The organism is Nocardia australiensis, from assembly GCF_020733705.1.
Taxonomy (GTDB): domain Bacteria; phylum Actinomycetota; class Actinomycetes; order Mycobacteriales; family Mycobacteriaceae; genus Nocardia; species Nocardia australiensis.
This window is the reverse complement of sequence record NZ_JAJFZM010000002.1, coordinates 151,475-174,830: the sequence shown is the minus strand read 5'-3', so window position 1 is coordinate 174,830 and position 23,356 is coordinate 151,475. Positions and strand designations below refer to the sequence as shown.

At 64.2% G+C, this 23,356-nt stretch carries 21 protein-coding genes and 3 pseudogenes; 14 read left to right on the top strand and 10 right to left on the bottom strand.

Annotated elements, in window-relative coordinates:
• The first annotated feature begins 128 nt into the window (after positions 1-128).
• The 3 genes from LKE06_RS15500 to LKE06_RS15490 all read left to right on the top strand — a co-directional run bounded on the left by LKE06_RS15500 (position 129) and on the right by LKE06_RS15490 (position 3,788).
• Positions 129-1,118, top strand: coding sequence for an Acg family FMN-binding oxidoreductase (locus LKE06_RS15500; RefSeq protein ID WP_227999645.1), 990 nt, complete (start codon positions 129-131; stop codon positions 1,116-1,118).
• 668 nt (positions 1,119-1,786) lie between these two features.
• Positions 1,787-3,127, top strand: a complete 1,341-nt coding sequence (locus LKE06_RS15495; RefSeq protein WP_372477368.1) for a diacylglycerol kinase family protein — start codon at positions 1,787-1,789, stop codon at positions 3,125-3,127.
• Positions 3,114-3,788 (top strand): rhomboid-like protein, encoded by a 675-nt coding sequence (locus tag LKE06_RS15490; protein WP_227999643.1) that lies wholly within the window; start codon positions 3,114-3,116, stop codon positions 3,786-3,788. Before LKE06_RS15495 ends, LKE06_RS15490 begins: the two co-directional genes overlap by 14 nt.
• A gap of 10 nt (positions 3,789-3,798) precedes the next feature.
• Here LKE06_RS15490 and LKE06_RS15485 read toward each other — a convergent pair.
• The 4 genes and pseudogenes from LKE06_RS15485 to LKE06_RS15470 all read right to left on the bottom strand — a co-directional run.
• Positions 3,799-3,933: pseudogene (locus LKE06_RS15485) on the bottom strand (IS5/IS1182 family transposase); the annotation flags it as partial.
• Positions 3,934-4,178: 245 nt separating this feature from the next.
• Positions 4,179-4,739 carry a TetR/AcrR family transcriptional regulator gene (locus tag LKE06_RS15480; RefSeq protein WP_227999637.1) on the bottom strand — a complete coding sequence of 187 codons (561 nt, stop codon included), beginning with the start codon at positions 4,737-4,739 and terminating at the stop codon, positions 4,179-4,181.
• On the bottom strand, positions 4,739-5,251 hold the full coding sequence (locus LKE06_RS15475; protein WP_227999635.1) for an FBP domain-containing protein: 513 nt from the start codon (positions 5,249-5,251) through the stop codon (positions 4,739-4,741). The genes LKE06_RS15480 and LKE06_RS15475 overlap by 1 nt, the downstream gene beginning before the upstream one ends.
• Before the next feature lie 201 nt (positions 5,252-5,452).
• Positions 5,453-6,059: pseudogene (locus LKE06_RS15470) on the bottom strand (acyl-CoA dehydrogenase family protein); the annotation flags it as partial.
• Positions 6,060-6,301: 242 nt separating this feature from the next.
• Here LKE06_RS15470 and LKE06_RS15465 point away from each other — a divergent pair.
• Both LKE06_RS15465 and LKE06_RS15460 read left to right on the top strand, forming a co-directional pair.
• Positions 6,302-6,457, top strand: a complete 156-nt coding sequence (locus tag LKE06_RS15465) for a hypothetical protein (RefSeq protein ID WP_227999632.1) — start codon at positions 6,302-6,304, stop codon at positions 6,455-6,457.
• Between the two features lie 33 nt (positions 6,458-6,490).
• Positions 6,491-7,510: an alcohol dehydrogenase catalytic domain-containing protein gene (locus tag LKE06_RS15460; protein WP_227999631.1), complete on the top strand. Its 1,020-nt coding sequence runs from the start codon at positions 6,491-6,493 to the stop codon at positions 7,508-7,510.
• Between the two features lie 54 nt (positions 7,511-7,564).
• On the opposite strand, the gene LKE06_RS15455 is transcribed toward LKE06_RS15460, so the two are convergent.
• Complete coding sequence (locus LKE06_RS15455; protein ID WP_227999630.1) at positions 7,565-8,101, bottom strand: hypothetical protein; 537 nt, start codon at positions 8,099-8,101, stop codon at positions 7,565-7,567.
• Positions 8,102-8,382: 281 nt separating this feature from the next.
• Here LKE06_RS15455 and LKE06_RS15450 point away from each other — a divergent pair, with 281 nt between their 5' ends.
• The gene (locus tag LKE06_RS15450) at positions 8,383-8,787 is read left to right on the top strand and encodes a hypothetical protein (RefSeq protein ID WP_228000688.1); all 405 of its coding nucleotides are present in this window, start codon (positions 8,383-8,385) and stop codon (positions 8,785-8,787) included.
• 25 nt (positions 8,788-8,812) lie between these two features.
• On the opposite strand, the pseudogene LKE06_RS15445 reads toward LKE06_RS15450, so the two are convergent.
• Positions 8,813-8,920 (bottom strand): annotated as a pseudogene (locus LKE06_RS15445) (IS30 family transposase); the annotation flags it as partial.
• On the opposite strand from LKE06_RS15445, the gene LKE06_RS15440 reads away from it, so the two are divergent.
• From LKE06_RS15440 to LKE06_RS15430, 3 genes are all read left to right on the top strand, one after another.
• Positions 8,873-9,010 (top strand): hypothetical protein, encoded by a 138-nt coding sequence (locus tag LKE06_RS15440; protein WP_228000687.1) that lies wholly within the window; start codon positions 8,873-8,875, stop codon positions 9,008-9,010. The pseudogene LKE06_RS15445 and the gene LKE06_RS15440 sit on opposite strands and share 48 nt — an antisense overlap.
• Before the next feature lie 242 nt (positions 9,011-9,252).
• On the top strand, positions 9,253-10,104 hold the full coding sequence (locus tag LKE06_RS15435; protein ID WP_227999629.1) for a hypothetical protein: 852 nt from the start codon (positions 9,253-9,255) through the stop codon (positions 10,102-10,104).
• A gap of 525 nt (positions 10,105-10,629) precedes the next feature.
• Positions 10,630-11,034: a DUF7144 family membrane protein gene (locus LKE06_RS15430; RefSeq protein WP_227999627.1), complete on the top strand. Its 405-nt coding sequence runs from the start codon at positions 10,630-10,632 to the stop codon at positions 11,032-11,034.
• Positions 11,035-11,261: 227 nt separating this feature from the next.
• Here the strand turns inward: LKE06_RS15430 and LKE06_RS15425 are convergent, their stop codons facing one another.
• Positions 11,262-12,671: a hypothetical protein gene (locus tag LKE06_RS15425; RefSeq protein ID WP_227999625.1), complete on the bottom strand. Its 1,410-nt coding sequence runs from the start codon at positions 12,669-12,671 to the stop codon at positions 11,262-11,264.
• Between the two features lie 510 nt (positions 12,672-13,181).
• On the opposite strand from LKE06_RS15425, the gene LKE06_RS15420 reads away from it, so the two are divergent.
• Both LKE06_RS15420 and LKE06_RS15415 read left to right on the top strand, forming a co-directional pair.
• A complete protein-coding gene (locus tag LKE06_RS15420; RefSeq protein ID WP_227999623.1) occupies positions 13,182-13,634 on the top strand; it encodes a DUF6325 family protein in 453 nt (150 codons plus the stop codon).
• A gap of 46 nt (positions 13,635-13,680) precedes the next feature.
• Positions 13,681-13,956, top strand: a complete 276-nt coding sequence (locus tag LKE06_RS15415; RefSeq protein ID WP_227999621.1) for an SHOCT domain-containing protein — start codon at positions 13,681-13,683, stop codon at positions 13,954-13,956.
• A gap of 340 nt (positions 13,957-14,296) precedes the next feature.
• Here the strand turns inward: LKE06_RS15415 and LKE06_RS15410 are convergent, their stop codons facing one another.
• Positions 14,297-15,697: an MFS transporter gene (locus LKE06_RS15410; protein ID WP_227999619.1), complete on the bottom strand. Its 1,401-nt coding sequence runs from the start codon at positions 15,695-15,697 to the stop codon at positions 14,297-14,299.
• A gap of 13 nt (positions 15,698-15,710) precedes the next feature.
• A complete protein-coding gene (locus LKE06_RS15405; protein ID WP_227999617.1) occupies positions 15,711-17,549 on the bottom strand; it encodes a glycoside hydrolase family 15 protein in 1,839 nt (612 codons plus the stop codon).
• A 974-nt stretch (positions 17,550-18,523) separates the two neighbouring features.
• On the opposite strand from LKE06_RS15405, the gene LKE06_RS15400 reads away from it, so the two are divergent.
• Together LKE06_RS15400 and LKE06_RS15395 are read left to right on the top strand one after the other, a co-directional pair.
• The gene (locus LKE06_RS15400; protein WP_227999615.1) at positions 18,524-18,877 is read left to right on the top strand and encodes a GNAT family N-acetyltransferase; all 354 of its coding nucleotides are present in this window, start codon (positions 18,524-18,526) and stop codon (positions 18,875-18,877) included.
• A gap of 323 nt (positions 18,878-19,200) precedes the next feature.
• Positions 19,201-21,951: a cation-translocating P-type ATPase gene (locus tag LKE06_RS15395; RefSeq protein ID WP_227999613.1), complete on the top strand. Its 2,751-nt coding sequence runs from the start codon at positions 19,201-19,203 to the stop codon at positions 21,949-21,951.
• 39 nt (positions 21,952-21,990) lie between these two features.
• Here the strand turns inward: LKE06_RS15395 and LKE06_RS15390 are convergent, their stop codons facing one another.
• Positions 21,991-22,242 carry a hypothetical protein gene (locus tag LKE06_RS15390; protein ID WP_228000686.1) on the bottom strand — a complete coding sequence of 84 codons (252 nt, stop codon included), beginning with the start codon at positions 22,240-22,242 and terminating at the stop codon, positions 21,991-21,993.
• Here LKE06_RS15390 and LKE06_RS15385 point away from each other — a divergent pair.
• Entirely contained in the window at positions 22,175-23,071 is an 897-nt protein-coding gene (locus LKE06_RS15385; protein WP_227999611.1) for a slipin family protein, read from the top strand. The genes LKE06_RS15390 and LKE06_RS15385 overlap by 68 nt on opposite strands.
• Positions 23,072-23,356: the final 285 nt, after the last annotated feature.

Sequence of the window (23,356 nt, the reverse complement as noted above, 5' to 3'; positions counted from 1 at the left end):
AGTGCCTGCATCCGCGCAGGGTGGTCAGCCATCCGAGCGAGTGATCTGGGGCTGCGGTGACCATGGGCCCTCGAATCGGTGCGGTGTGGCCGTCGTGGTGAACAGGTTTCAGGGTCGAAACTCGAGCAATGAACGCGAACGATCGTGTGAGCACACCCGATCTGCGGACCGTGCGAATGGCACTGATGCTCGCCTGTCGGGCCCCATCCCTGCACAACACCCAGCCGTGGCGCTGGGTGTTCGATGGCACGCGCTTGCATCTATTCAGCGATACCGATCGGCTGTTGCGGTCAGCAGACCCGCTCGGCAGACAATTGGTGATCAGCTGCGGCGCCGTACTCGATCACGCGCGCATTGCCTTCGTGTCGAAGGGCTGGTTCGCCGATGTCACCCGACTCCCCGATCCTGACCTCCCGGGGCACTTGGCCACGCTCAAATTCCGACCTTGGCCCAGCGCGCTGAATACGACGGCCGCCCGGGTCCGCGCCATCCGCCGACGCCGCACCGACCGGTTGCCGATGCTGGCGCCGCCCGGCTGGTTCGACGTGCTCGACACCCTACGAGAACTGGCGAGTCCACATCATGTGGCGGTCGACGAGATCGCCGACAGCAACCGGTCCCGACTGGCCGCGGCCACCGAGCACGCCACCGCGTTGCGCCGCTACGATATGCCGTATCAGAACGAATTACGTTGGTGGACTGGACATTTGAATTTTCAGGGTGTTCCGGACACCGCGCTGGTGTCGGAAGATGAAGCGGCGAAGGTGGACGTCGGCCGCCGCTTCCCGTCCGCGCCGTACTCGGTCCGCCGCGCGGAGCTCGAGGACCGGTCCCGGCTGGTAGTCCTCAGCACCCTCGGTGACACACCCTCGCACTGGCTGCATACCGGCGAGGCGCTGTCGGAGGTGCTGCTCGAAAGCACCGCCCGTGGCCTGGCCACCTGCCCACTCACCCACATCACCGAACTCGTCACCAGCCGTTTGGTGATCGCCGAGGTGATCCCGCATCGGGACCGACCCCAGGTCGTGATCCGGATCGGCACCGCGCCCGAGGACGCGGGTCCGACACCGACACCGCGGCGCTCGCTCGACGAGGTACTCGAGGTCCGCGCCCATTGATTCCTCGGTCGGCGAGCTCGGCGCTGACCATGAGCTCGCCGAATGCAATGTGGGATAGCCGTTCTCGGCGGTGAACTCGGCGCGGTCACCTTCGGCCGCGGACCATCCTGCTCGGCCGGTTCCTACCCAGGGACACCGCCACCGCCGCGGTGGCGAGGCGCGATGAACGTGACCGTAGTGACGCGATGTAGCGCCATCGCTTCGTGGTGGTCGATGCGGGTAACCACGGACGCCATCGTCGGACTTCAGCCGATCTGAATCCTTCTGCCATACAACGGTATTGGCGATACAGTGCCATCGAGGCTCTCAGCCGAGTATCCCCAAGATCGTCCGAGACGTAGCGAGCGATGGAGGCGCAGGACATGAGCCGCGTGCGGTGACCGAGGGCGACATCGTTGACATCGATCAGAGTTTCCTGCTTGCGCTGCATATTCCACGCCGCGTAGTCGGTGTACCGAGGGATGGTCAGATCCCTACAGTCACCGGGACCCTGCTGTTTGCACCCGTCCTGTGCCTTGACGGAGGTTCCGGGACGGGTTGACGATAGATCGATGACCGGCGATGCCGAATTGCTACAGGTCGAACAGGTGATCGAACGTCTGATCACCGGGTACCTACCGATTCACCCCACCACCACACGCGGCCCCGGGTAGCCAGCGGGGCGAACGGTGAACCGTCCGGACGACGCTCGGACCCGGTGTTGGTCGGCGCGGGCAGCGTTCTTCTTCGCCGCCGCCGCGGCCGTAATGCCGGTGTTGTTCGCCGGGGTACTGGGCACGCTCGGACTGCTCATCGTCGGAACCGGAGGCATGGTCGTCACGGTTGCGGCGCTGTACTGGTTCCTGACCAGGCGCGGAGTACCCCGGTGGGTGTCGCTGGGAGTCGCGGTGCTCGCGCCGATCGTAATCGTGGTCCTTTTCGTGCGCGCACAAATGTTGTGGGTGGTCCTGCTCTCGTACGCGGCGGCGCTGCTGGCCGTGATCTGTGCGCGCGTCGCGCTGCGTCGCGGAAATCCTTCGACACCTACGATCGAATACCCGACTCCGCCACCTGAACACCCATTCCTGATCATGAATCCGCGCTCGGGTGGCGGAAAAGTCGCGAAATTCGACCTCCGTCGCAAAGCCGAAGAACTCGGCGCCGAAGTCGTGTTACTGGAAGGCCCGGGCACCGTCGACGTCGCGGCGGTGGCCCGGCAGGCCGTCGTACGAGGCGCGGACTTACTCGGGGTGGCGGGCGGTGACGGAACGCAAGCTCTCGTGGCAGGGGTTGCGGCCGAACACAATCTCCCGTTCCTGGTGATCAGCGCCGGAACCCGCAACCACTTCGCGATGGATCTCGGCCTGGACCGCACCGACCCAGCCACCTGTCTCGACGCGGTACACGATGGCGTCGAGATTCGCGTCGATCTCGGCACCATCAACGGACTGCCGTTCGTCAACAACGTCTCGTTCGGCGTCTACGCCGAAATCGTGCGCAGCCCCGCCTACCGCGACGACAAGACCGCGACAGTATTGCGACTGCTCCCCGACCTACTCGCCGAACACTCCGACTCGCGGCTCATCGCCCGGATCGGCGACACGACGGTAGCGGGACCGCAGGCGATCCTGGTAAGCAACAACCCCTACGGCAACAGCGATCTAGCCGGCCTGAGCCGCCGCGACCGGCTCGACCGCGGCGTACTCGGCGCGGTCACAGTATCGGTCGCGAACTCTCGCGAGGCCATCGGCCTGCTCCGCCGCACTCGCAGTCACGGACTGACGCAACGAACCACGGTCGAAATCAACGTCGACGCCGACACCCCGCAGATCCCCGTCGGCGTTGACGGCGAATCGCTCCTGATGGATACCCCCGTACGATGTGTCATCGAACCCGAAGCCCTGCGAGTACGGGTTCCGAAGACACGACCGGGGATACGCCCCGCCGCACCAGCACTCGACTGGATACAGCTTCGCGACATCGCGCGCCACCCACAAACCGGATCGATGACTCTCGATGAAGCACGATAAAGCGCTAGTTGTCGTGTGGCACTACGTTCGCAGTGCTCCGTGGACCTTCTCCTGGCTGACGTTGCTGTTGGTGACTACAGTCGTCCAACATCTAGTGCCACGCAGCGACCTGCAACACATACTGGGTGAACGATCCACCAACCTCCGTCACCTCGAGTCCGACCCGGTGCACGTCCTCGTGACCAGTCTGCTGTGGATCGACGGCTATTTCTGGCTGCCCTACCTAGTGCTGTTCTGTGTCTTCCACGCACCGGCGGAACGGTGGCTGGGCTCGTTGCGCTGGGCAATCGTCGGCCTTACCGCGCACGTCGGCGCCACCTACCTGAGTGAGGGAATACTCGCCATGGCCATTCGCCATGGTTACTCCGATCCTGGAATGATCGACGTACGCGACATCGGTGTCAGCTATTTTCTCACCGGCGTCATCGGGATCCTCACCTATCACGTGGCTCGCCCGTGGCGGTGGCTGTACCTCGACGGGATCCTCGTGTGGTTTGCCATTCCGCTTTTGGTCCACCCCACGTTCACGGGTATCGGGCATTACTCGGCGATGCTGATCGGGCTGGCCGCCTACCCGCTCACCCGTGGACGGACCACGCCACAATGGAACCCGGCCACCGTGTGGCAGCGCCGGGTCCGCGTCCACCGACCCCGAGCCTAGGACGCGTCTCCTATTTCGTGAGGGATCTCAGCCAGATGCAGACCGCTGAGAGGACCACACTCGCTCGGTAGGTGAGGGCGAGTTTGTCGTAGCGAGTGGCCAACCCGCGCCACTGCTCGAGGGCCGCGAAGGATCGTTCGACAACGTTGCGGCCCTTGTACTTCTCGGCATCGAACCCGACGGGGCGGCCGCCACGTCATGCGGATCCCGCACAGTACTCACCGGAGTAGTCCTTTCGGATTGCATTCGAACAGGGGCGTCCGTCTGACAGGCGCCACGACGGCATGAGCTACCAGCAGTAGCCGCCGTCGACGACTACTGCCGGCAAATGGTTGCGGTGAGGTCCGGCGCACCGAGCGCGGCGCTACCGGACCGACATCCCCGACAGCGTCAGGCGCACTCCGCCCGGATGGCCGAGAGCATGACGGAGCGCAGGGAGATGGGCGGATCGTCGGTGATGCGGGCGATCCCCGCGAGACCGACGCCGAGCATGAGCAGCCGGCCTGCGGCTTCCCGAGCCTGCACCACGTCGAGGTCACCGCGAGCGAGGACGGACGCGAGCACGTCTGTCAGTCGGGCGAGCGACTCGACGTAGCTGTCCGCGACGGGCTTGCGCAACTGCGCGTGCGCCGCCGCCTCGGCCCACCGGGCCATCGCGTGACCGTCCGTCTCGCCCAGCAGATCTTCAAAGAAGTCCATCACCGCCTCGAGCGGTTCGAGACCGGCGACTTCCTTCTGGTAGGCCTCGATCTCACTCACGGCGTACTGTCGCCACGCCTCGGCGGCGAGTTCGTCGGTCGAGGCGAAGTGGTGATGAATCTGCCCCTGTGATCCGCCGAGTTCCTCCGCGACCGCGCGAGCTGTCACAGCACTGAGACCGCCCCTCGCCACTACCGCGGCCGCCGCCTCGACGATGGAGCGTCGGCGCTCGGCACGTGCCATATACGCCATCACTCACTCCGCCGTGCAGTTCGATCGAGATCCGAAACCGACCTTAGGAACGTCACTGTTCGCTCCCGCAGCCCTTGTCGGCGCCGTTCGATGGTCTCCTCGGCCGGGGGGTCGAGCGGTCCGACGATCGGCTTGCTGTGGACATTCACACTGCAGTCGAGATCGGTGCAGACGTGAAGCCCGAGCTTACTCAGACGCTGACGCTTGTCCTTGGACGGGCGCTGCGCGGTGAAGAGTGAGACCTCGTTGAACCGCCGCGTGAACCGGCACAGGTCGCACATCACTGCACGAGACCCGAGGGCGGCTTGATTCGGGTTCTGCCGAAGCATGACCCCGAAAGCCTCGCCGTCGACGTCGGCGACCATGTAGACCCGCATCGGGGCACGCAGGTCTCGCCAACCGAGGTAGTCGATCCGGTGCCAGTGCACCTCGTCGAACCACGTCGGTAGGTGCACCTTCTTCTGCGCCGGATCCAGGTTCACGATCGCTGCACGCACTTCTGCCCGTGTCATAGGTCGCATGGCAACTCACCTCACATATTTGTACATCGATACAAGTTGTACCAGGATACAAATTCGTTGCCCAGCCGTTCGCGCCGCGCGGGTGGACGCCGGACAGGCCACCAGGCGCACAAAACGACAGGGCTGTGTCGGCACCCGACCCGTTCCGACTTCGCACCGGACGGCCGCGCAACCAGCACAGTCCTGTCGCGATCAGACCGTTGCAGATTCGACCTGGTATCGCTGAAGTTCGCGCCGCGCGATGGTCCTCATGTGAACTTCGTCCGGCCCGTCAGCGAGACGAAGCGTCCTGAGATGCGCGTACGAAGCCGCAAGCGGGAAGTCCTCGGTGACCCCAGCCGCGCCGTGTACCTGGATCGCCCGATCCACAATCTCGAGCGCGATGCGTGGCACCGCGACCTTGATCACCGCGATCTCGGTGCGTGCCTGCTTGTTTCCGACGGTGCCCATCAACCAGGCAGTCTGCAGGGACAGTAGCCGGGCCATCTCGAGCTGGATGCGCGCCTCGGCGATCCAGTCCTCGATGTTGGCGTTGGCGGCCAACTCTCGCCCGAACGTCACCCGAGAGGAGGCACGCTCGCACATCAATTCCAATGCGCGCTCAGCCATCCCCGAGTGCGCGCATGGAGTGGTGTATTCGTCCGGGCCCGAGACGGGCCTGGCTGATCGCGAATCCGTCACCCTCACCCGACAGGACATCACTGACCGGAACACGCATGTTCTCGAACGTGATCTCCGCACGCCCTTCCCTGTCGTATCCGAACACCGGTAGGTTCCGCGCGACAGTCACCCCCGGCGACGGTGTCGCTGCCACAGAGGTGCGCCGACATCAACACTCGCACCACGAAGCGTCGAAAGTCCATAACCCGTAGCGATTCAACGGATATGAGCGGTCGATCAGTTCGCGCGGTCGATCCCGGTATGCCCACGCACAGCACGCCCGGGCGCTACTCTCGTAGCTATCCGCCGCCTTACATCGGCGGCCCGCCACGACGGACCGCATTATGGCCGTTCTGCTCGACACAAATGGATTCCCGCGGCATGACCGTGCGGACATTCGCAAGCCGGCGGTTCCAGCCGGCCGCCGGGCATATCGCCCACCTCCACCTCTACGAGGTCACCATGCAAGGCAAATTCCGCATCGGGCAATTGATTATCAGCCACCGTCCCAGAAGAGTCGCGGGCGGTCACATCTGATTCACGCACCCACCAGATTGGGGAGATCGCCTCATGACCAGCATCCGATCCGTCCAGGTAGACCGCCCCGACGCCGAGCTGCGCCTGACCACTCGGGAGATACCGGACCCCGGTCCTGGTGAGGTGCGGGTCATCGTCGAGGCCTGCGGCATCTGCCACTCCGACGACGCGTTCGTCACCAATGCTCTACCCGGCGTGACGTTCCCACTGACACCCGGACACGAGATCGCCGGCCGCATCGATGCCGTCGGCGATGCCGTACCCCGCTGGCGTCCCGGCGATCGGGCGGCTGTCGGCTGGTTCGGCGGCGCGTGCCTGTACTGCGACCCCTGCCGCGACGGGGACTTCATGCACTGCGAGAACCTTCAGGTGCCCGGCTGGCACTACCCGGGTGGCTATGCCGACGCCCTGGTGGTCCCCGCCACCGCAATCGCCCGCATCCCCGACGAGTTCACCGCCGCCGACGCCGGACCGATGGCCTGCGCCGGCGTGACCACGTACAACTCACTGCGCCGAAGCCCGGCCCGCCCCGGCGATCTGGTCGCGATCCTCGGCCTCGGCGGTCTCGGGCACCTCGGCGTCCAGTTCGCGGCGAAGATGGGTTTCGACACTGTCGCGATCGCCCGCGGTCAGGACAAGGAATCGCTGGCCACGACGCTTGGCGCACGGCACTACATCGACTCCACCGCACAGGACGTCGCCGCCGAACTGCGCCGATTGGGCGGCGCCCGGGTGGTGCAAGCCACCGCCGCCAACTCCGCGGCGATGGCCGCCACCATCGACGGGCTCTCGGCGGACGGCGAACTGATCGTCATCGGCGCCGTCCCGACTCCGATCCCGGTCAGTCCCTTCCAGCTGATCTTCCAGTCCCGCTCGGTGCACGGGCACCCGGCCGGCACCGCGCGCGACATCGAAAGGACGCTGGAGTTCGCAGCCCTCACCGGCATCCGCCCCATGATCGAAGAGGTACCGCTGACCGACGCGCCCGCCGCCTATCGTCACGCCCTCAGCGGCAAGGCACGATTCCGCGTGGTCCTGACAACTGGGCTCTGATCGACGACCGATTGCAGCAGAACGATTTGCGGTCGACCACCGACCGGGCATGGGTCAGTGGGTGATGATAACTTTGACCACTACTACGGTGGTGGCCGCAGCCGCCAACAGCATGGCCTCGAACAGGATCGAACGCCGCGGCCGCGCACCATTGAGCCGCTCGATGACGAACACGATTCCGCCGATCCGGATCAGCATGACCACCTCCGCGAGCAGCTGCGCCGTGCGCGGTTCGAGCCGCCCGATCCCGGCGGTGGCGAGAATCAGGCAAGGCAGCACCGCCGAGGTGAGGATCGGTACCGAGTCCCGCAGATCCATCCAGCGCTCCCGCGTGGAGATCGGACGGTTCTGCTGGACACTTTGCCGGACTCCCTCGGCGAAGGCGTGCCCAAGGAATGTCGACAGAGCCGTCCCGAGGACGATCAAGATGCCAACGTATTCAGCGGACGTCGTCACCGGTATGAGCGCAGAGAGGATCAGGACGTTTCCGTAAACGTACGCACTGATCCGGCTGGCCGCGTTGCGACCGTCCAACGGAGCGCTCCGGGAGAACAGCGGTCCGTGTAAAAGTGCTTGCTTGTTGGCTTCCATCGGCCCTCGCATGGTCGTCGCCGCGCGACGTGTCTTCTCGAACCGTACCGACTCCACAGTAGTGAAGCGAAAACCGAAAATCGCTCGGCGAGGATTTCGGTTACCGCCGCGTCCCACTGTGGCCGTTCCGACGATGCCCGCGAGCCAGAACCGCCCTCGTCACCACGTCGTACCTGCCTGGCATGGTGTCTGCCTTCCCAATCATGAAGATAGGTCTCAAATCCGGACGGTTCATACTGTGCGTTCGTTATCCACAATGCTTTGTCGAAGAGGGATCTACATTGTTCAAGATCAAGAAGGCTGTTGTCCTGTGTTCGGGCGCTGTCGGAATCGCCGCCCTGGCAACGGTAATTGCCCCAGCTACCGCGTCCGCTGCAACCTATGGCGGTCAGTGCGGGGCCGGGCACCACGTGATTGACTCGCATGCGCTTTCGAGCGGCACCATCTTTCTCACCTATGACGGATCGACCAATTGCGTTGTCACCGTGCGAAACCAACCGGGCAACCCGGTGCATATGACCGCGGGCCTGCGGAAAGCGGGGGACGGCGAACACACGGCGTTCGACGAGGGCAACTTCCGCGAGTATGCGGGCCCGGTGAAGCTCTCGGCGAAGGGCCAGTGCATCGACTGGGGCGGGATGATCGGCAATGACGTGTGGAACGGCTATAAGACACACTGCGGCTGATAGCGAAAGGCGAGAGGCTTGTGCGGAGTCGTTTCCGTGGCCGGTCGTTGAGTGCGGTCGCGACCTTCTGTAGGCCTGTAGGAGCGTGACGCTGCAAATTGCTTCCTCGTGGGAAGTATTGGCGCAGAAGTCCTGGCTGCGGTTGGCGTGCCTGGCCTACAACCTGACCCGCGCCGACCTCATAGAGGCCCCCACTCGGCTGACATCCTCTGGGCGACAATAGATTTGGCATCTGCCACAACACTGGCACGCTGAATACGGCTGACACAAGCTGTTCATCGCCGTCCACGCACCACCCGCCGCGGCCTGACGCATCCACCATCCCCGAAAATCGGGCTCCACCAGGAAACAGTAGAAAGTCGGGGCAGACCAGCGGAACCGGCTACCATGACCTTGTGGTCTGCGCGCCACATGCGCCCAGACCACCCAGAAAATACGACGGTGGATCCGGGCTGAATCGAAGATATGCGGTCGACGAAATTGTTTGGCGCGCTGGCCGAGGCTCTCGCCGCGGACACCAAGTCCGCGAACGGCTGGTCGCGGACAGCCCGACAGATTATCAACGGCTTCGCCGAAATCGAGATCCTCGACCGATCAATGACCCTCGCGGCGAAGATCTTCACTTCTGTATTGCCCGTGATAATCGCGGGCTCGATATTCACTTACTGGGATCTGGCCGCCCGGGCAATAAACGACCAGCTCGGCTTCAACACGAAGATATTTTCGAGGGTCGGCGCCTTCGCAACCACCGATCCGACCTTCGCGGCGTTCGGTGTCCTCGGATTGCTGATGGTCGCAATCAGTGGCACCTCGTTCGCCAAAGCGCTGGCTCGAATTTACGGGAAGATATGGAATGTGCCGTCGATCGGCCTGCGTGACGCCTGGCGATGGCTTATCGTCCTCCTCACCGTCGCCCTTTCCGCCGTACTCATCGGCGCAATCCGAGAACTCACCGGAGTACGCTACGTCGGCGTTCCTCTCGCCGTCGCCGGCGAGCTGGTGATCTGGATGATTGTATGGACCCTCAGCCCCTTCCTACTCACAATGGGGCAGCTGTCCGGTCGCGTACTGTGGGCGACCGGGGTTCTCACGGCTTCTAGTCTTACGCTCGTCCGCGCCGCAGGACGGCTCGTTCTCCCGAGGATCACGGAAACCGCGTACGTGAGGTTCGGACTACTCGGGCCAGTGTTCACCTCGATCAGTTGGCTGTTCGTGCTATCGATCGTGATCGTCGGCGCCGCATCGATCACCAGGGCCCTTGCCTTCGATGAGACACGCCTCGGTCGATATCTCCGCGGGCCGGTCGCCGGCGATTGAGAATATCCGCGGCCGACCGCGACCGACTCGAATATTTCAGTCGCGGGCTCCGAATCCGTCAGATATCTCCCTCCGGCAACAACACTTCGAGCTACATGGCGAGCATCGGATCGGCAGACATGCGGCCCGACGGCACGGTAGCCGCAGCGCCGCTGGGCGGAATTCCCTTGCCGAGGAACGACGCTGGGTGATTCCGATTCGACGGTAACCAAAGTATCGCTGGGGGTATGCTGACGCAGGTGAGGCGAGCGCCGGCACCAGTATCGGCGACTGCTGTCTGGGCGTCGAGTGGCGAGGGAACCCGGGTGTGGCAGACAACCCGAGGGGCAGAAACGCGCCATTCTCATTCTCGATACCTATCAGGCATTTCCTTCGCGCACACCGATCCGCGATTCTGCCCAGGCAGCTCTGCGCAGCCGCTGTTCGCAGTAAATCCCCAGTTTTGGTCGGCCTCATCCGCATCTGGCGAGACCCACCGAAACTGACGAACCCCATCGTGCATCGCCGATGAGAGAGGTGAACGCAATGTCCGCAACCGATGAGCATTCCGTCAAGAATGCAGTCGCGGCCGGGACGTCGATCGGCGCCGCGGTTCTTTTGATTGCCGCCGGTATCCTTTCGATCTTCGAGGGAATCTCCGCTATCGCCAAGGACGCGGTTCTCGTTTCCGGGCCCAACTACACCTACAAATTCAATACCACCGGCTGGGGCTGGATCCATCTCGTTCTCGGGATCTTGATATTGATCGCGGCAGTCGGGCTGATGACCGGAGCTATGTGGGCGCGAGTGGTAGCGGTGTTCCTCGCCGGGTTGTCGATCGTGGCCAACTTCCTATGGCTGCCGTACTACCCATGGTGGTCGACCGTGGTGATCGCCTTGGATGTCGTGGTGATCTGGGCGGTGACGACTTGGCGGCCGGACCGAGTCTGACCCGATCCGCACCGCTGGGATGGGAATCGCTCATCGCGCGGGCCCGGCTCGCTGAAACGACCACTCGCGAGTTCGGAGTGCCGTCATCCTGACCTGAGCAAGGAAGCACATAACGATCACGAAGTCAGCACCAGATCGAGCGCACCTCTCGGAGACCGCAGCAACAGGTCTTCGAATGCGAGCGTTCGGAGGGACTCGGCCCCGAGCCACGCAGGTCATGCGTCGGCCTACACCGGGGTCTCGGCATCGTTCTTCGTCTCGGGCTCGGCTTGGTGCTGCCAGGCGCGGGCGGGACGAATGAAGAGCTCCAGCGCCAACAACGCCAGCAGCGAGCCCAGCACGATCCACACCACCACCAACCCGGTGGGGTAGCGCCAGAACACCAGCAGCAGCGTGGCAATGCCGATGATCGCCCACCGCAACGCTGTTCGCGCACGGTTAGCCCAGGTCTCCACCGGGTTCGGTGGTCGGGAGCGCCGGAGTTGCTGGACTGCGTCCAGGCCACGGCCGAATTCGCGGCGCACCGCGACGGCGGAGGCCGAACCTCCTGTCAGGTAGGCGCCTACTGCGATCGCTACGCCGAGCACAGCCACCGCTCGCAGCGCGATTCGCAACGGCAGCAGTATGGTGTCGATGATCACGGTCGCCGCATCCGATGTCAGCGCGTCGGGCGGAACCTGGTCCAGATACAGTGCCCGAGCAATGACCAGCGCGAGCGCGAGGATGACCATGCCCGCCGCCAGCGCGACTCCGACGAAAAGCAGGGCACGGCGGCGACGGCCGGTCGGCGCCGCAGCGACCGCGGCCACCGCCGCCACGATCGTCGCCAACGGCAGCACCGTCGCAGCTTTGTCGAGCGTGTCGACCGCATGTTGCGCTCGGACCAGCTCCGGAGACCGGAACAAGACGAACTGTTTGTCGACCGCAGGGATCTTCTCGGCAAAGGTGAAGCCGCGATCGAGCAGCCGCGCCTTCACGTTCTCGAGCACCGTGCGCAGGGAAAGGGTCACCGTGCCGTTCTCATCGACGGTCACCGACTCGGCGCCGACGTGTCCGGTCATCGTTGCCACCAGCGCGGTATGGGCGGCGCGGTTGGCTTGCACCCACAGGTCCTTGAACTGGTCGCTGCGCACGAACGACAGCACCGTGTCGTTGACGAAGCCTCGCGTCTGCTGGGCTATCACCGGCGCCAGCCCCTCGATCGCGCGATCCACCCGCGGCCGGTTCTGGGCCGCGGGAACCGCCTCGGTCAGCGCGGCCAGCGCGTCCGCGGTCAGGCCCTCGATGTCGACGCGGGCGAAGATCTCGTCGGTGATCGTGTTCGAGACCTCGTTCTGCACTACCGGATTCGAGGCCAACGGCGCCACCGTGGCCACATACCGGTTGGTGTCCAGAATCTCCCCGCGCACGAACCGCGACACCACCGTGGTGATCGCCAGTACAGCGACCAACACTGACAAGATCGCCACCGTGGTCCACCGCCACGCATGCCGCGGCGGCCGAGAAACCTGCGGCCGTACCGCACCGCGAACCTCTGCGCGAAGCGCGGCGAGCTCGGCGCGAAGCCGATCGAGTTCAGCACGTTCGCCGGAGCTCAGCCGGTCGGCGGGTTCATCTTTTGGTGCGTTGGGATCCACGGGTATCCCTCACTCCGGAAATGGATTCGGGCGAATACGGCAACGTCATCGCGGCGGTGATCGGCCCACTCTTTTCGGCCAAGGGAGTCGCGCGGCAACCGCTAGCTCGACGCTTGGTTCGGCGGCGTCGCTGCGATCTCGGCGGAGCGGTTCGCCGAGTGGCAATGGATTCGGTGTTCCGGGTGAGATCACCCGGGTAACCACGATGTCGAGTGCGATGTTCTCCAGCATCACCGTCCCCTTTCGAGGCGGGACTTATATCTAGAAGCATGTGCTGGTTCGCCCCACTTCGATTGGGGGGCATGGCCTCGAAGGTTTGGTCTGTAACCACAGTCCAGTGACCTGTGCCGATCAGCGGCGTACGCTATGAATGAGATTAGCATCACTGACGCCGATGGTCCGAGATTATTCTCGATCCGGCACCAGCCGAATTTACAGCCACGCCGGGAGCAATCCCGCACGAGAGTCAGGCTGATACGGCTCCCTTTTTGTGGTGGAAAGCGGGTTACAGTGACCGAAACCGATATCGACGCGTTAGGCCCTGTCGACTATCTCGTAATCGAATTTCCCAACGATCGACCTCCGGATGGTTCGGCGCTGCCCATGCTGCGCGATCTTGTCGAGCGCGGCATCATTCGAGTGCTGGATCTGGCGTTCGTCCAAAAGGATGCCGACGGATCCCTCGCCGGGATCGACATCGCCGATATGGGCCTCGAAGGGGACCTTGACATCACGCTGTTCGCGGAGGCGGGATCGGGCCTGCTCGACGACGCCGACCGGAGGGAAGCCGGTGCGGCGCTCGAACCAGGATGTTCGGCCGCGATCCTGGTCTACGAGAACAGATGGGCGGCGCCTTTCGCGTCCGCCTTGCGTCGCAATGGCGCCCAACTCGTAGCTTCTGGGCGCGTACCGATGCAGAGTATCTTGTCGTCCCTCGATCTTGTCGATACGGAAAGTCTATGAAACTAGGGAATTCGCTCCGGCGAATCGACCGAGCCAGGAGAGTGTCATGCCCGGATTGCTTCGCGGCGTAGCCCGCACCGCCGTGGTTGCCGGAACCGCAACCGCTGTCTCCAACCGGGTCTCCCGACGTCAGGGAAATCGCTGGGCCACACAGGAGCAGGCGCAGTCCACCCCTGCACCGCAGCCGGCGTCCGCGCCGCCGGGCGGCGGTGCAGGCATGGACCGAATCACCGCATTGAAAGAACTCGCCCAACTCAAAGCGCAAGATGTGCTAACCGAGGCCGAGTTCGAAGCCGAGAAGTCTCGAATCCTCGCTTCCTGAAGGAATTCGGCACTGCGCCTTCAGTCCATAATCTACGGCCACGCGGACCAAACACACCGCGATTCCGGGTAGCCATGCTTTTAGCGGCAGCTTAACGGCCTTCGTCCAGATTGCGCCTCATGTGGAACCGCCGAAAGAGGTCGGCTATGCGCGTCACCGAATGCATAGTCCCGGACCTTCGGCCATTGATCCGTATTTCATTGCGCTGCCGGGGAAGTGAAACCCGCGGCAGCGCAACCTACTGGAGCCATTTCGGCGAGTGGCGTCGCACGGATGCTCACACGTAGTTCGGCATCGCACCTCCCCTCCGTGGGCGAACCCACACGGCCCGAGCCGGGTTTCACGAGAGTCCGAGCGATGCCGGGGGCGGCGCCGGTGATGTGCGACGGGGCAGGAAGGTTGCCGCAATCAGCCCTGCAAGCCCGATCGCGGCGAGGGTGATCATGGCGGCAGCGTAGGCGTGACCGGTGAGGTTGGCGACCAGGATGGTGCCGGCGACGGCGGTGCCGATAGATGACCCGAGGTTCGACACGCTGCGTGAAAGCCCGGAGATCTCGCCCTGCCACTCCTCGCCGAAGCTGGACTGCACGACATTGACCGAAGGTGTCAGCATCACCCCCAGTCCGAGCCCGATCAGCAGCAGTCCTGGCGTGAAAGCCCAGGGATTCACGGAGCTACCGGCCAGCGCGAGCAGCGCGACGACGCCGACGATTGCCACCAGGAAACCCGCCATGATGAGTGTGCGCGGGGCGCGGCGCCGGGCCAGCCGTGCCGCCGACAGCGACGAAACCAGCAGACCGATAGTGGCCGCGGTGAAGGTGACGCCGGTCTGGATCGCGTTATATCCGCGGACGACCTGCAGATAGGCCGACACGACAAACGACGTGCCCATCAGCAGTAGCCACTGGATGTTCTGGGTGATCAGACCGAGGTTGGACGTGCGGTTGCGGAACAAACTGGTCGACAGCAGCGGCTCACGCCCAGCGCGCTCCTTGGCGCGCATGGAGACGAAGAACCACGCGAGGACCGCCGCGCCGAGCGCCAACAGTGCCAGCATCAGCCAGAGGTTGTTGTCGGCGGCCAGAATACCCATGACGAGCAGGATCAGTCCGACCGCCGACAGGATCGCACCGCCGAGATCGAAGGGCCGTCCGGGATCCGCGGGCAGCGGGTCGGAGATCCGGCGGCTCAGCAGGATGATCGCCACAATGACCAGGGCTTGGAAACCGAAGGCCGCGCGCCAGCTGAGCCCGGAGGTGATGAGTCCGCCGATCAGTGGTCCCGCCGCCGCGCCGATGCCGCCCATAGCCATGATGGCGCCGAATGCCCTTGCACGCGAGGTCATTTCGGTGAACAACAGGGTGGTGAGAATATAGACGGGTGGGATCAGCAGCGCAGTGCCCACACCTTCGAGGATCGAGTTGCCTACGATCAGCACGCCCAGTGTCGGCGCGAGTCCGCTGAGCACGGCGCCGACGCCGTAGACGGCCAAACCTACGATGAAGCATCGTTTGCGGCCGTATCGATCGGTGATCTTCCCGCAGGGAATCATCAGTGCGGCCATCACCAGCAGGAATATCGTGATTGTCACCTGCACCCCGTGCACAGTGGTGTGCAAGTCGGCACTGATGTCGGTGATCATCACGTTCATGTTGGATCCGGCGAAGCTGCAGATGAACTGCGCCAACGCGAGAGGTAGCAGCACCCCACGAGGCGGACCGACCACCTTCGTCTCCGCCATCCGCCTGGCCCAGCTAAGAACCGGTCGGCCGAGCTTCGGCGCGGTCTAGCTCTTCGTCCAGTGCGATTGCCGCGGCGACCAAGGCTAGATGCGTGAACGCTTGCGGGAAGTTACCCAACTGCTCGCCCGAGGGGCCGATCTCCTCGGCGAACAGACCGACATGATTGGCGTAGGTGAGCATCTTGTCGAACGCGTAGCGAGCCTGGGGCAATCGCCCTGCGCGGGCCAACGCCTCCACATACAGGAAGCTGCACAGGTTGAAAGTGCCCTCGACCCCCCGCAGGCCGTCCGGGGATGCTTCGGGGTCGTATCGGTAGACCAGACTGTCGCTCACCAACTCGTCGTCCATCGCGTCGAGCGTGCTCAGCCACGCTGGGTCCTGCGGTGACAGGAAACCCATCCGGGGCATCAGCAGCAGCGAGGCATCCAGCACATCGGTGGCGAAGTGCTGTACGAATGCCTGTCGTTTCGGGCTCCAGCCGCGCTCGACGATCTGGGCGAACACAGTGTCTCGTTCGCGCGTCCAGCGCGCCACATCCGCAGGACGAGAGTACTGGGTGGCCAGCTGAATACCTCGATCGAACGCAACCCACGTCATCAGTCGGCTGTAGGTGAATTCCTGCCGGCCGCCGCGGGTCTCCCAGATCCCCTCGTCGGGACGGTCCCAGTTCTCGGCAAGCCAGTCGGTCAGGTTCGCGAACGCCCGCCAGCCCGAGATGCCGCCGATATCGGACGTCTGCGCCAGCGCGTCGGCCACCTCACCATATATGTCGAGCTGGATCTGATCGGCCGCCGCGTTCCCGACCCGCACCGGCGCCGAACCGCAATACCCCTCCAGATGAGTGAGTATCACCTCCTCCAACCGCGGATCTCCATCGATGCGGTACATGATCTGCAGCGGCTCACCCGAGGCAGTGCCACCCGCTTCGAGGCGGTCGCGCAACCAGCGCCGGAAGGCATACGCCTCCTCGGTGAAACCCAGGTCGATCAGGGCCCGCACCGACAGGGAACCGTCCCGAATCCAGGTATAGCGGTAATCCCAATTGCGTTCGCCACCCGTCTGCTCCGGCAGCCCCATGGTGGCCGCGGCGATCGGCGCCCCGGTCGGCGCGTATGTGAGCAGTTTCAACGTGATCGCCGAACGATTGACCATGTCTCGCCAACGACCCCGATATGTGGACGAACGCAGCCACGACTGCCAGAACTCGCGGCACGCCTCGAACTCCGCGAGCACCGCCTCCCGGACCGGGGGTACCGGCACAGCACCGTCACTGTCCATGCTCGTCAAGACGATCACCGCCGTCTCCCCCTCAGACAAAGTGAACTGCGCGGACACGTCACTGCCTTCAGCGTGTAACGGCACCCGCTCGGTCGTCTGCAGGTGCAGATCGGTGTCCGGCCCCTGGAAGATCGCCCAGCGCTGATCGCGCAAAGCGAGCGTGTGCGCGGCGCGCGCGTAGTCGAACCTCGGGCGACAGGTGAGCGTGAACGGCAGGCTCCCCCGCACCACCCGCGCGATCCGCACCAACCGATGCCGATCACTCGGTGCGGGATCTTGGATCGGCTCCATGAAATCGATGACTTCCCCGACCCCGCCCTCTGCCATGAACCGGGTGACCAGCACCGCCGTGTCCGAAAGGTACAGCTGACGAATCGTCACCTCGTCCGCCGCCAGATCCGCAGACAACCGACAGCAACCGCCACGCTCGCTATCGAGCAGCGAAGCGAAAACGCTCGGTGAATCGAACCGCGGCGTACACCACCAGTCGATCGTGCCCGTCGCGGACACCAACGCCGCCGTCTGTAAATCACCCACAATGCCGTGCTCAGCGATCGTTGGATACGCGTTCACAGGCCCTCCTCCATGGGAATCGACCGCACCGAACAACCCAACTGAACTGCACCGACCACCGCACCGATATCCGCCAGATGCGACCCTCACAGTGTGCGCCATCCTGGCGGTAAATGTGAATAGCTCATCAACAGCAATACGGCAGCGGAAGCCGACGATATCTTCGTCGCCGACGACGGTGTTCAAGTGATCGATTGTCTCGACTTCGACGACGAAACTCCGCCACGTCGACCGGCTCGACGATATCTGTTTTCTCGCCATGGACTTGGAGATGCTCGAGCATAGCGACCTGACCGAAGTGGTCGTCGACGACTATTTACAGCTGACGCGACCCCACTCCGCGGTCGCTGTGCCACCAGTACATCGCCTATCGAGCAATCGTGCGCGCAAGGTTGCCTACGTGTGCTTCCTCAGGGCACACCGGAATCGGCGTCGCATGCCGACGAACATGTCGACATCGCGTCGCGGCATCTCGAGTCAGGTGCTGTCCGCTGGTCTTGATCGGCAGTCTCCCGGCACCGGAAAGTCGACGGTCCCTCGGAACTCGGCGGCCGTAACCGATGCGATCCTGTTGTCCAGCGACCATATTCGCACCGATGCCCGGGCCTGCGGCATCGTAGGTGACCGGAGCGGAGAATACGGCCGCGGCCTATACACCGGCCGTGTGGGAACACGTGTATGCGGTCATGGCAGTCGACCGAGCACCTTGGCCCAGTGCGGTCCTTCTCGACACCACCGCCCGCTGCAACACACCATCGCCGCAGCTCTGCGGACCTATCGGCGAGCCGAAACCCACCTACAGTCGTGACCGTCGTGCTGACCGCCCGGCCCGCACCACCGAACCATCAGAATCACCCCGAACACGAAGAAAAGGAGACAGACCATGGAAGCAATCGCCATGATCTGATTACTGGGACTCGCGACACTTGTCGTTTCCTGGTCGCCGCACGTTGTATCGAAAAAGCACGGCCGCAGTGCTCGACCTGCATGCGGCACCGGGTGAGAACGGCTATTTTCGGTTCTTTGGACAGCTTCCGAAAAATCTGACGCACATCGCCGCCGAAATATCGAAGACCGACCAGAAGCATTGCGCGGTGGGTGTATTCATCGACGGCCGCCTGATCGGGATGGCGAACTACATCCTGTTGCACGGCTCTCGCCCCGCAGAAGTAGCGATGGTCGTGGCGCACGAAGACCAACAATCGGGAATCGGCACCGAATTACTCGAACAGTTGACCGGCGAGGTACGGCAGCACGGCATCGAACAACTCGTCGCCGACGTCATTTCTACCAACTCGACAACGTACAGCTCGTCTATGTGGGCATGAAGGCAATCCATTTCCGTAGTCGTCGATCAAACGGGGATTTCCGAACAGCTGGGTAGGGCATCGAGTCGTCGCCCCGGGGGTGACCGAAGTCCCGCGCCAAGCCCTCGTACCGCGCCATGCGGGCGTGCGGTAATCGTGCCAGGGCCGAAAGTCATCCCGGTGACCGACGCCTGTCGCCGATCCCGATGCGTCCGGTCCCTCCCGAACCCGGACCACCCGCGCATACAGTCGGATATCGCTGGAATATTCACCGAAAACGATCGCGGTTGCTCGAGGGAGGCCCCATGAGCCCGACCAGCGCGCGCCTGCCGCGGTGATCTCTGATGCCGAGCGCTGTCTCACACGCAACCGGCCATCACGCGGCGGATCTACCGGGCCGGGTAGAGCCGACGGAGCCAATCGACCTGCTACTGCGCGATCTGCGCAGCTCACGCCGAGGATTGTCGACCCGCGAAGCGCAACGGCGGCTGATCCATGCCGGGCCCAACGCGCTCCGCCGGCGCGGCACTCGCCAGTGGCCCCGCCAGTTGCTGCGGCAATTCACCCACCCATTGGCGTTGTTGTTGTGGGCTGCGGCGATCCTGGCATTCTCGATCGGTATCGAAGCGGTCGCGATCGCGATCGTTTCGGTGATCGCCCTCAACGCGGTCTTCGCGTTCGCCCAGGAGCGCCATGCCGAACACGCGGTAGAGGCGCTGGGCGCCTTCATACCGTTGCGCGCCACCGTGATTCGTGACGGCCACCGCCGTTCCATCGAAGCCGCCGATCTCGTACCGGGCGATGTGCTGGTCATAGCGGAAGGCGACAAGATATCGGCCGATGCCCGGCTGCTCGACGGTGGCGTCGAGGTGGACATGTCCGCTCTCACCGGCGAATCGGTTTCCGTCTACCGCGGCGCCGAACCCGTCGATGCCCGGGTGCCGCTACTGCTGGCCACCGACGTCGTCTTCAGCGGGACCGCCTGCACCCAGGGCGAAGCCGAAGCAGTCGTATTCGCCACCGGCATGCGCACCGAGTTGGGGCGCATCGCGGCGCTGTCCGAACGTGTGCACGCCGAAGAGAGTCCGCTCGAGCATCAGGTCCGCCGGGTGGCCTGGCTGATCGCACTGATCTCGGTGGCACTCGGGGCGGCATTCATTCCGGTGGCGATCTTCGGGGCGGGTCTGCCGTTTCTGGACGCGGTGATTTTCGCGGTCGGGCTGCTGCTCGGAAATGTTCCAGAGGGCCTACTGCCGGTGATCACGCTGGCACTGGCCATCGGGGTTCGTCGTCTCGCTGCCCAGGGAGCGGTGGTCAAACGCCTGTCCGCGGTGGAGACGCTCGGTTCCACCGATGTGATCTGCACCGATAAAACCGGAACACTCACCGAAAACCGCATGCACGTCACGACCGTGCACACCAGCTCGGGCGACACCGAACTCTGCGGCGACGACATCGGCGTCGACAATGAATCTGCCACAACGGTTTCCACACTTGCGGCCAGGGTGGCGCGCGCCATGGCGCTGTGTAACAACGCACACGCCACCGCGGGCTCGCTCACCGGGGACGCCACCGATATCGCTGTCCTGGCGACCGCGACCGCGCTGGACCCGAATGCGCGGTGCGGAACTCGGTTGCGGCAGTTCGCCTTCGACTCAGTACGCAAACGTATGTCGACCATCGACGAATGCGACGGGCAGCGCTCGGTGCATGTCAAAGGGGCCCCCGAATCCGTGATCCCGCTGTGTGACACGGAATCCGCACCGGACGGCCACCCGCGTCCGCTGACCTCGCAACGCCGCACCGCGGTGCTCGCCACGGTCGAGGCGCGGGCCCACGACGGGTATCGGATGCTGGCCATCGCGGATCGGCCACTGACCGCCGAGCAGCCCGATCCCTCCTCGCCCGAAACCGCCGAGTCCGAGCTCACCCTGCTCGCAGTGGTCAGCATCGTCGACCCCCCACGCCGCGAAGTCGCCGACGCGGTCGCTCGTTGCCATACGGCGGGGATCCGCATCGTGGTCATCACCGGTGACCACGGCGCCACCGCCGCTGCGGTGGCCCGCCAGGTCGGCATCACCCACGGCGACCCGATCGTCGTCACCGGCGCCGAACTCGACACCATGAGTGAGGACCAACTCGACCGATTGCTGTCGAGCGCGAACGAATTGATCTTCGCCCGCTCCTCCCCCGAGGCCAAACTCCGCATCGCCGACGCATTGCGCGCGACCGGCCATGTGGTGGCCATGACCGGCGACGGCGCCAACGACGCCCCCGCCCTGCGCCGGGCCGACATCGGAATCGCCATGGGCCGCAGCGGAACCGATGTCGCGCGCGAAGCCTCCACCCTGGTGCTCACCGACGACAATTTCGCCACCATCGCCGCCGCAGTGCAGTCCGGCCGCCGCGTCTACGACAACATCCGCAAATTCATCTTCTACATCTTCGCGCACGCCACCCCCGAGATCCTGCCGTTCCTGGTGTTCGCACTGTCGGGCGGCACCGTACCGATCCCATTGACGGTGCCGCTGCTGCTGACCTTCGACGTCGGCACGGAGACAGTGCCTGCCCTGGCCCTCGGCCGCGAACGTGCCGAACCCGGCATCATGAGCCGTCCGCCTCGACCGCAGGGCGAGCCGGTGATCACGCGACCGATGCTCTTGCGCGCCTGGCTGTTTCTCGGTGCACTCTCCGCAGTGCTCGCATTGGCCGGGTTCTTCGCAGTGCTGCTGTTTGCCGGATGGCAGCCCGGTGACCCCACCGGGCCCGGCACCGCCCTGCATCAGCCGTACCTGCAAGCGGTCACGATGGTGTTCGTCGGGATGGTCGCCGGTCAGATCGGCACCGCGTTCGCCGCGCGCACCGAGCGGGCCTCATTATGGTCGATCGGAATTCTGTCGAATCCGATGTTGTTATGGGGCATCGCGTTCGAGATCGTACTCACCGCCGCCGTCGTGTACCTGCCACTACTCCAGCACCTGCTCGGAACCGCCGCCCTCGCACCGTGGATGATCGCATTCGTGCTGCCGTTCCCGGTCATCGTGTGGGGGGCCGACGAAATTCATCGCTGGTTCCTGCGCCGCCACAACACCTGATACGTGCCGGATCTCCGAGCCTTTCGCGGGACGCGCCGCTTACCAAGACGCGCCGCGCGCCTGTTTCAGCAGCACGGCGATCACGGTCGCGATCCCGGAGGCGATCACCTCGATATCGGGTGTGCTGTCGAAGTCACCGGTGATGAGCCTTGACCTTCGGCGCACACCGATATCGAGGACTTTCGTCCATATCACGATTCCACCCGCCCGGTTAGCATCGCAGATGTGGGGGGCCCGGTACGGAAGTGAGGCGGGCACCGTGAGCACTACCGCCGCTATCGTCGTGGTCATTGTCGCCGTGGTACTCGCGGCCTGCGTCGCGGCATTGTCGATCCGCGTGGTGAGCCAGTACCAGAAAGGCGTGCTGTTTCGCCTGGGGCGGCTTATCGCGGTACGAGAACCCGGTCTGCGATTCATCATTCCGATCGCCGACCGGCTCCGCATCGTATCGATGCGCATCGTGACGATGCCGATCCAGTCGCAAGGGATCATCACCCGTGACAACGTCAGCGTCGACATCTCCGCGGTGGCGTACTTCCGGGTGGTCGACGCCGCGAAATCGGTGGTCGTGATCGAGAACGTCAACGCGGCTATCGACCAGATCGCCCAGACCACATTGCGCAAAGTGGTGGGCCAGCACACCCTGGACCAGGCCCTCGCCGACACCGACGTCATCAACGCCGACATACGTCAAATCCTGGATGCCACGACAGTGGAGTGGGGTGTGGAGGTGACACTGGTCGAGCTGAAGGATATTCAGCTGCCTGATGGCATGAAGCGCGCGATGGCTCGCCAGGCCGAGGCCGAAAGGGAGAAGCGTGCGAAAATTATTGCCGCCGAAGGTGAAAAGTATGCAGCCACCGCGCTGGGTGAAGCTTCCGACATCATGGTCGCGCATCCGGTGGCGCTGCAGTTGCGCAACCTGCAAACGCTGATCGAGCTGGGCGTCGACAAGAACACCACCGTCGTCTTCCCAGCGCCGTTGATGAGTGCGATCGGCGATATCGGCAGCTTCTTCGCTCGCGAGTCCACCGCGGCCGACGCCCTGCACCCCGCTACTCAGTCGGCCACCAACGGCACACCGACTGTTTCTTCGGTTACGCAGTCGCAACAGATTTAGGCGATGGCGGCTGTTCGGCCAGCATCGCCCCCGCGCCCGACCATGCGGGTTGTGGTCCAGGTACGCCGCGAACCGGGCAGCGTTCATCGACGGCGACGATCCCTGGACACCGACGACGATCGTCCGGCGATCGGCCCGCGTGTTCACTTCAACTTTCGTTCCCGTAGGCGACAAACGCTGCTATGAACGCTCCGGACATACCCGTCGCCGCGGGCGTCGGTCCCACACCGGCAGGACCTTCGCCCTCAGCTGACACTGTGCTCACCGCGTAGATTCCGAGGTTTC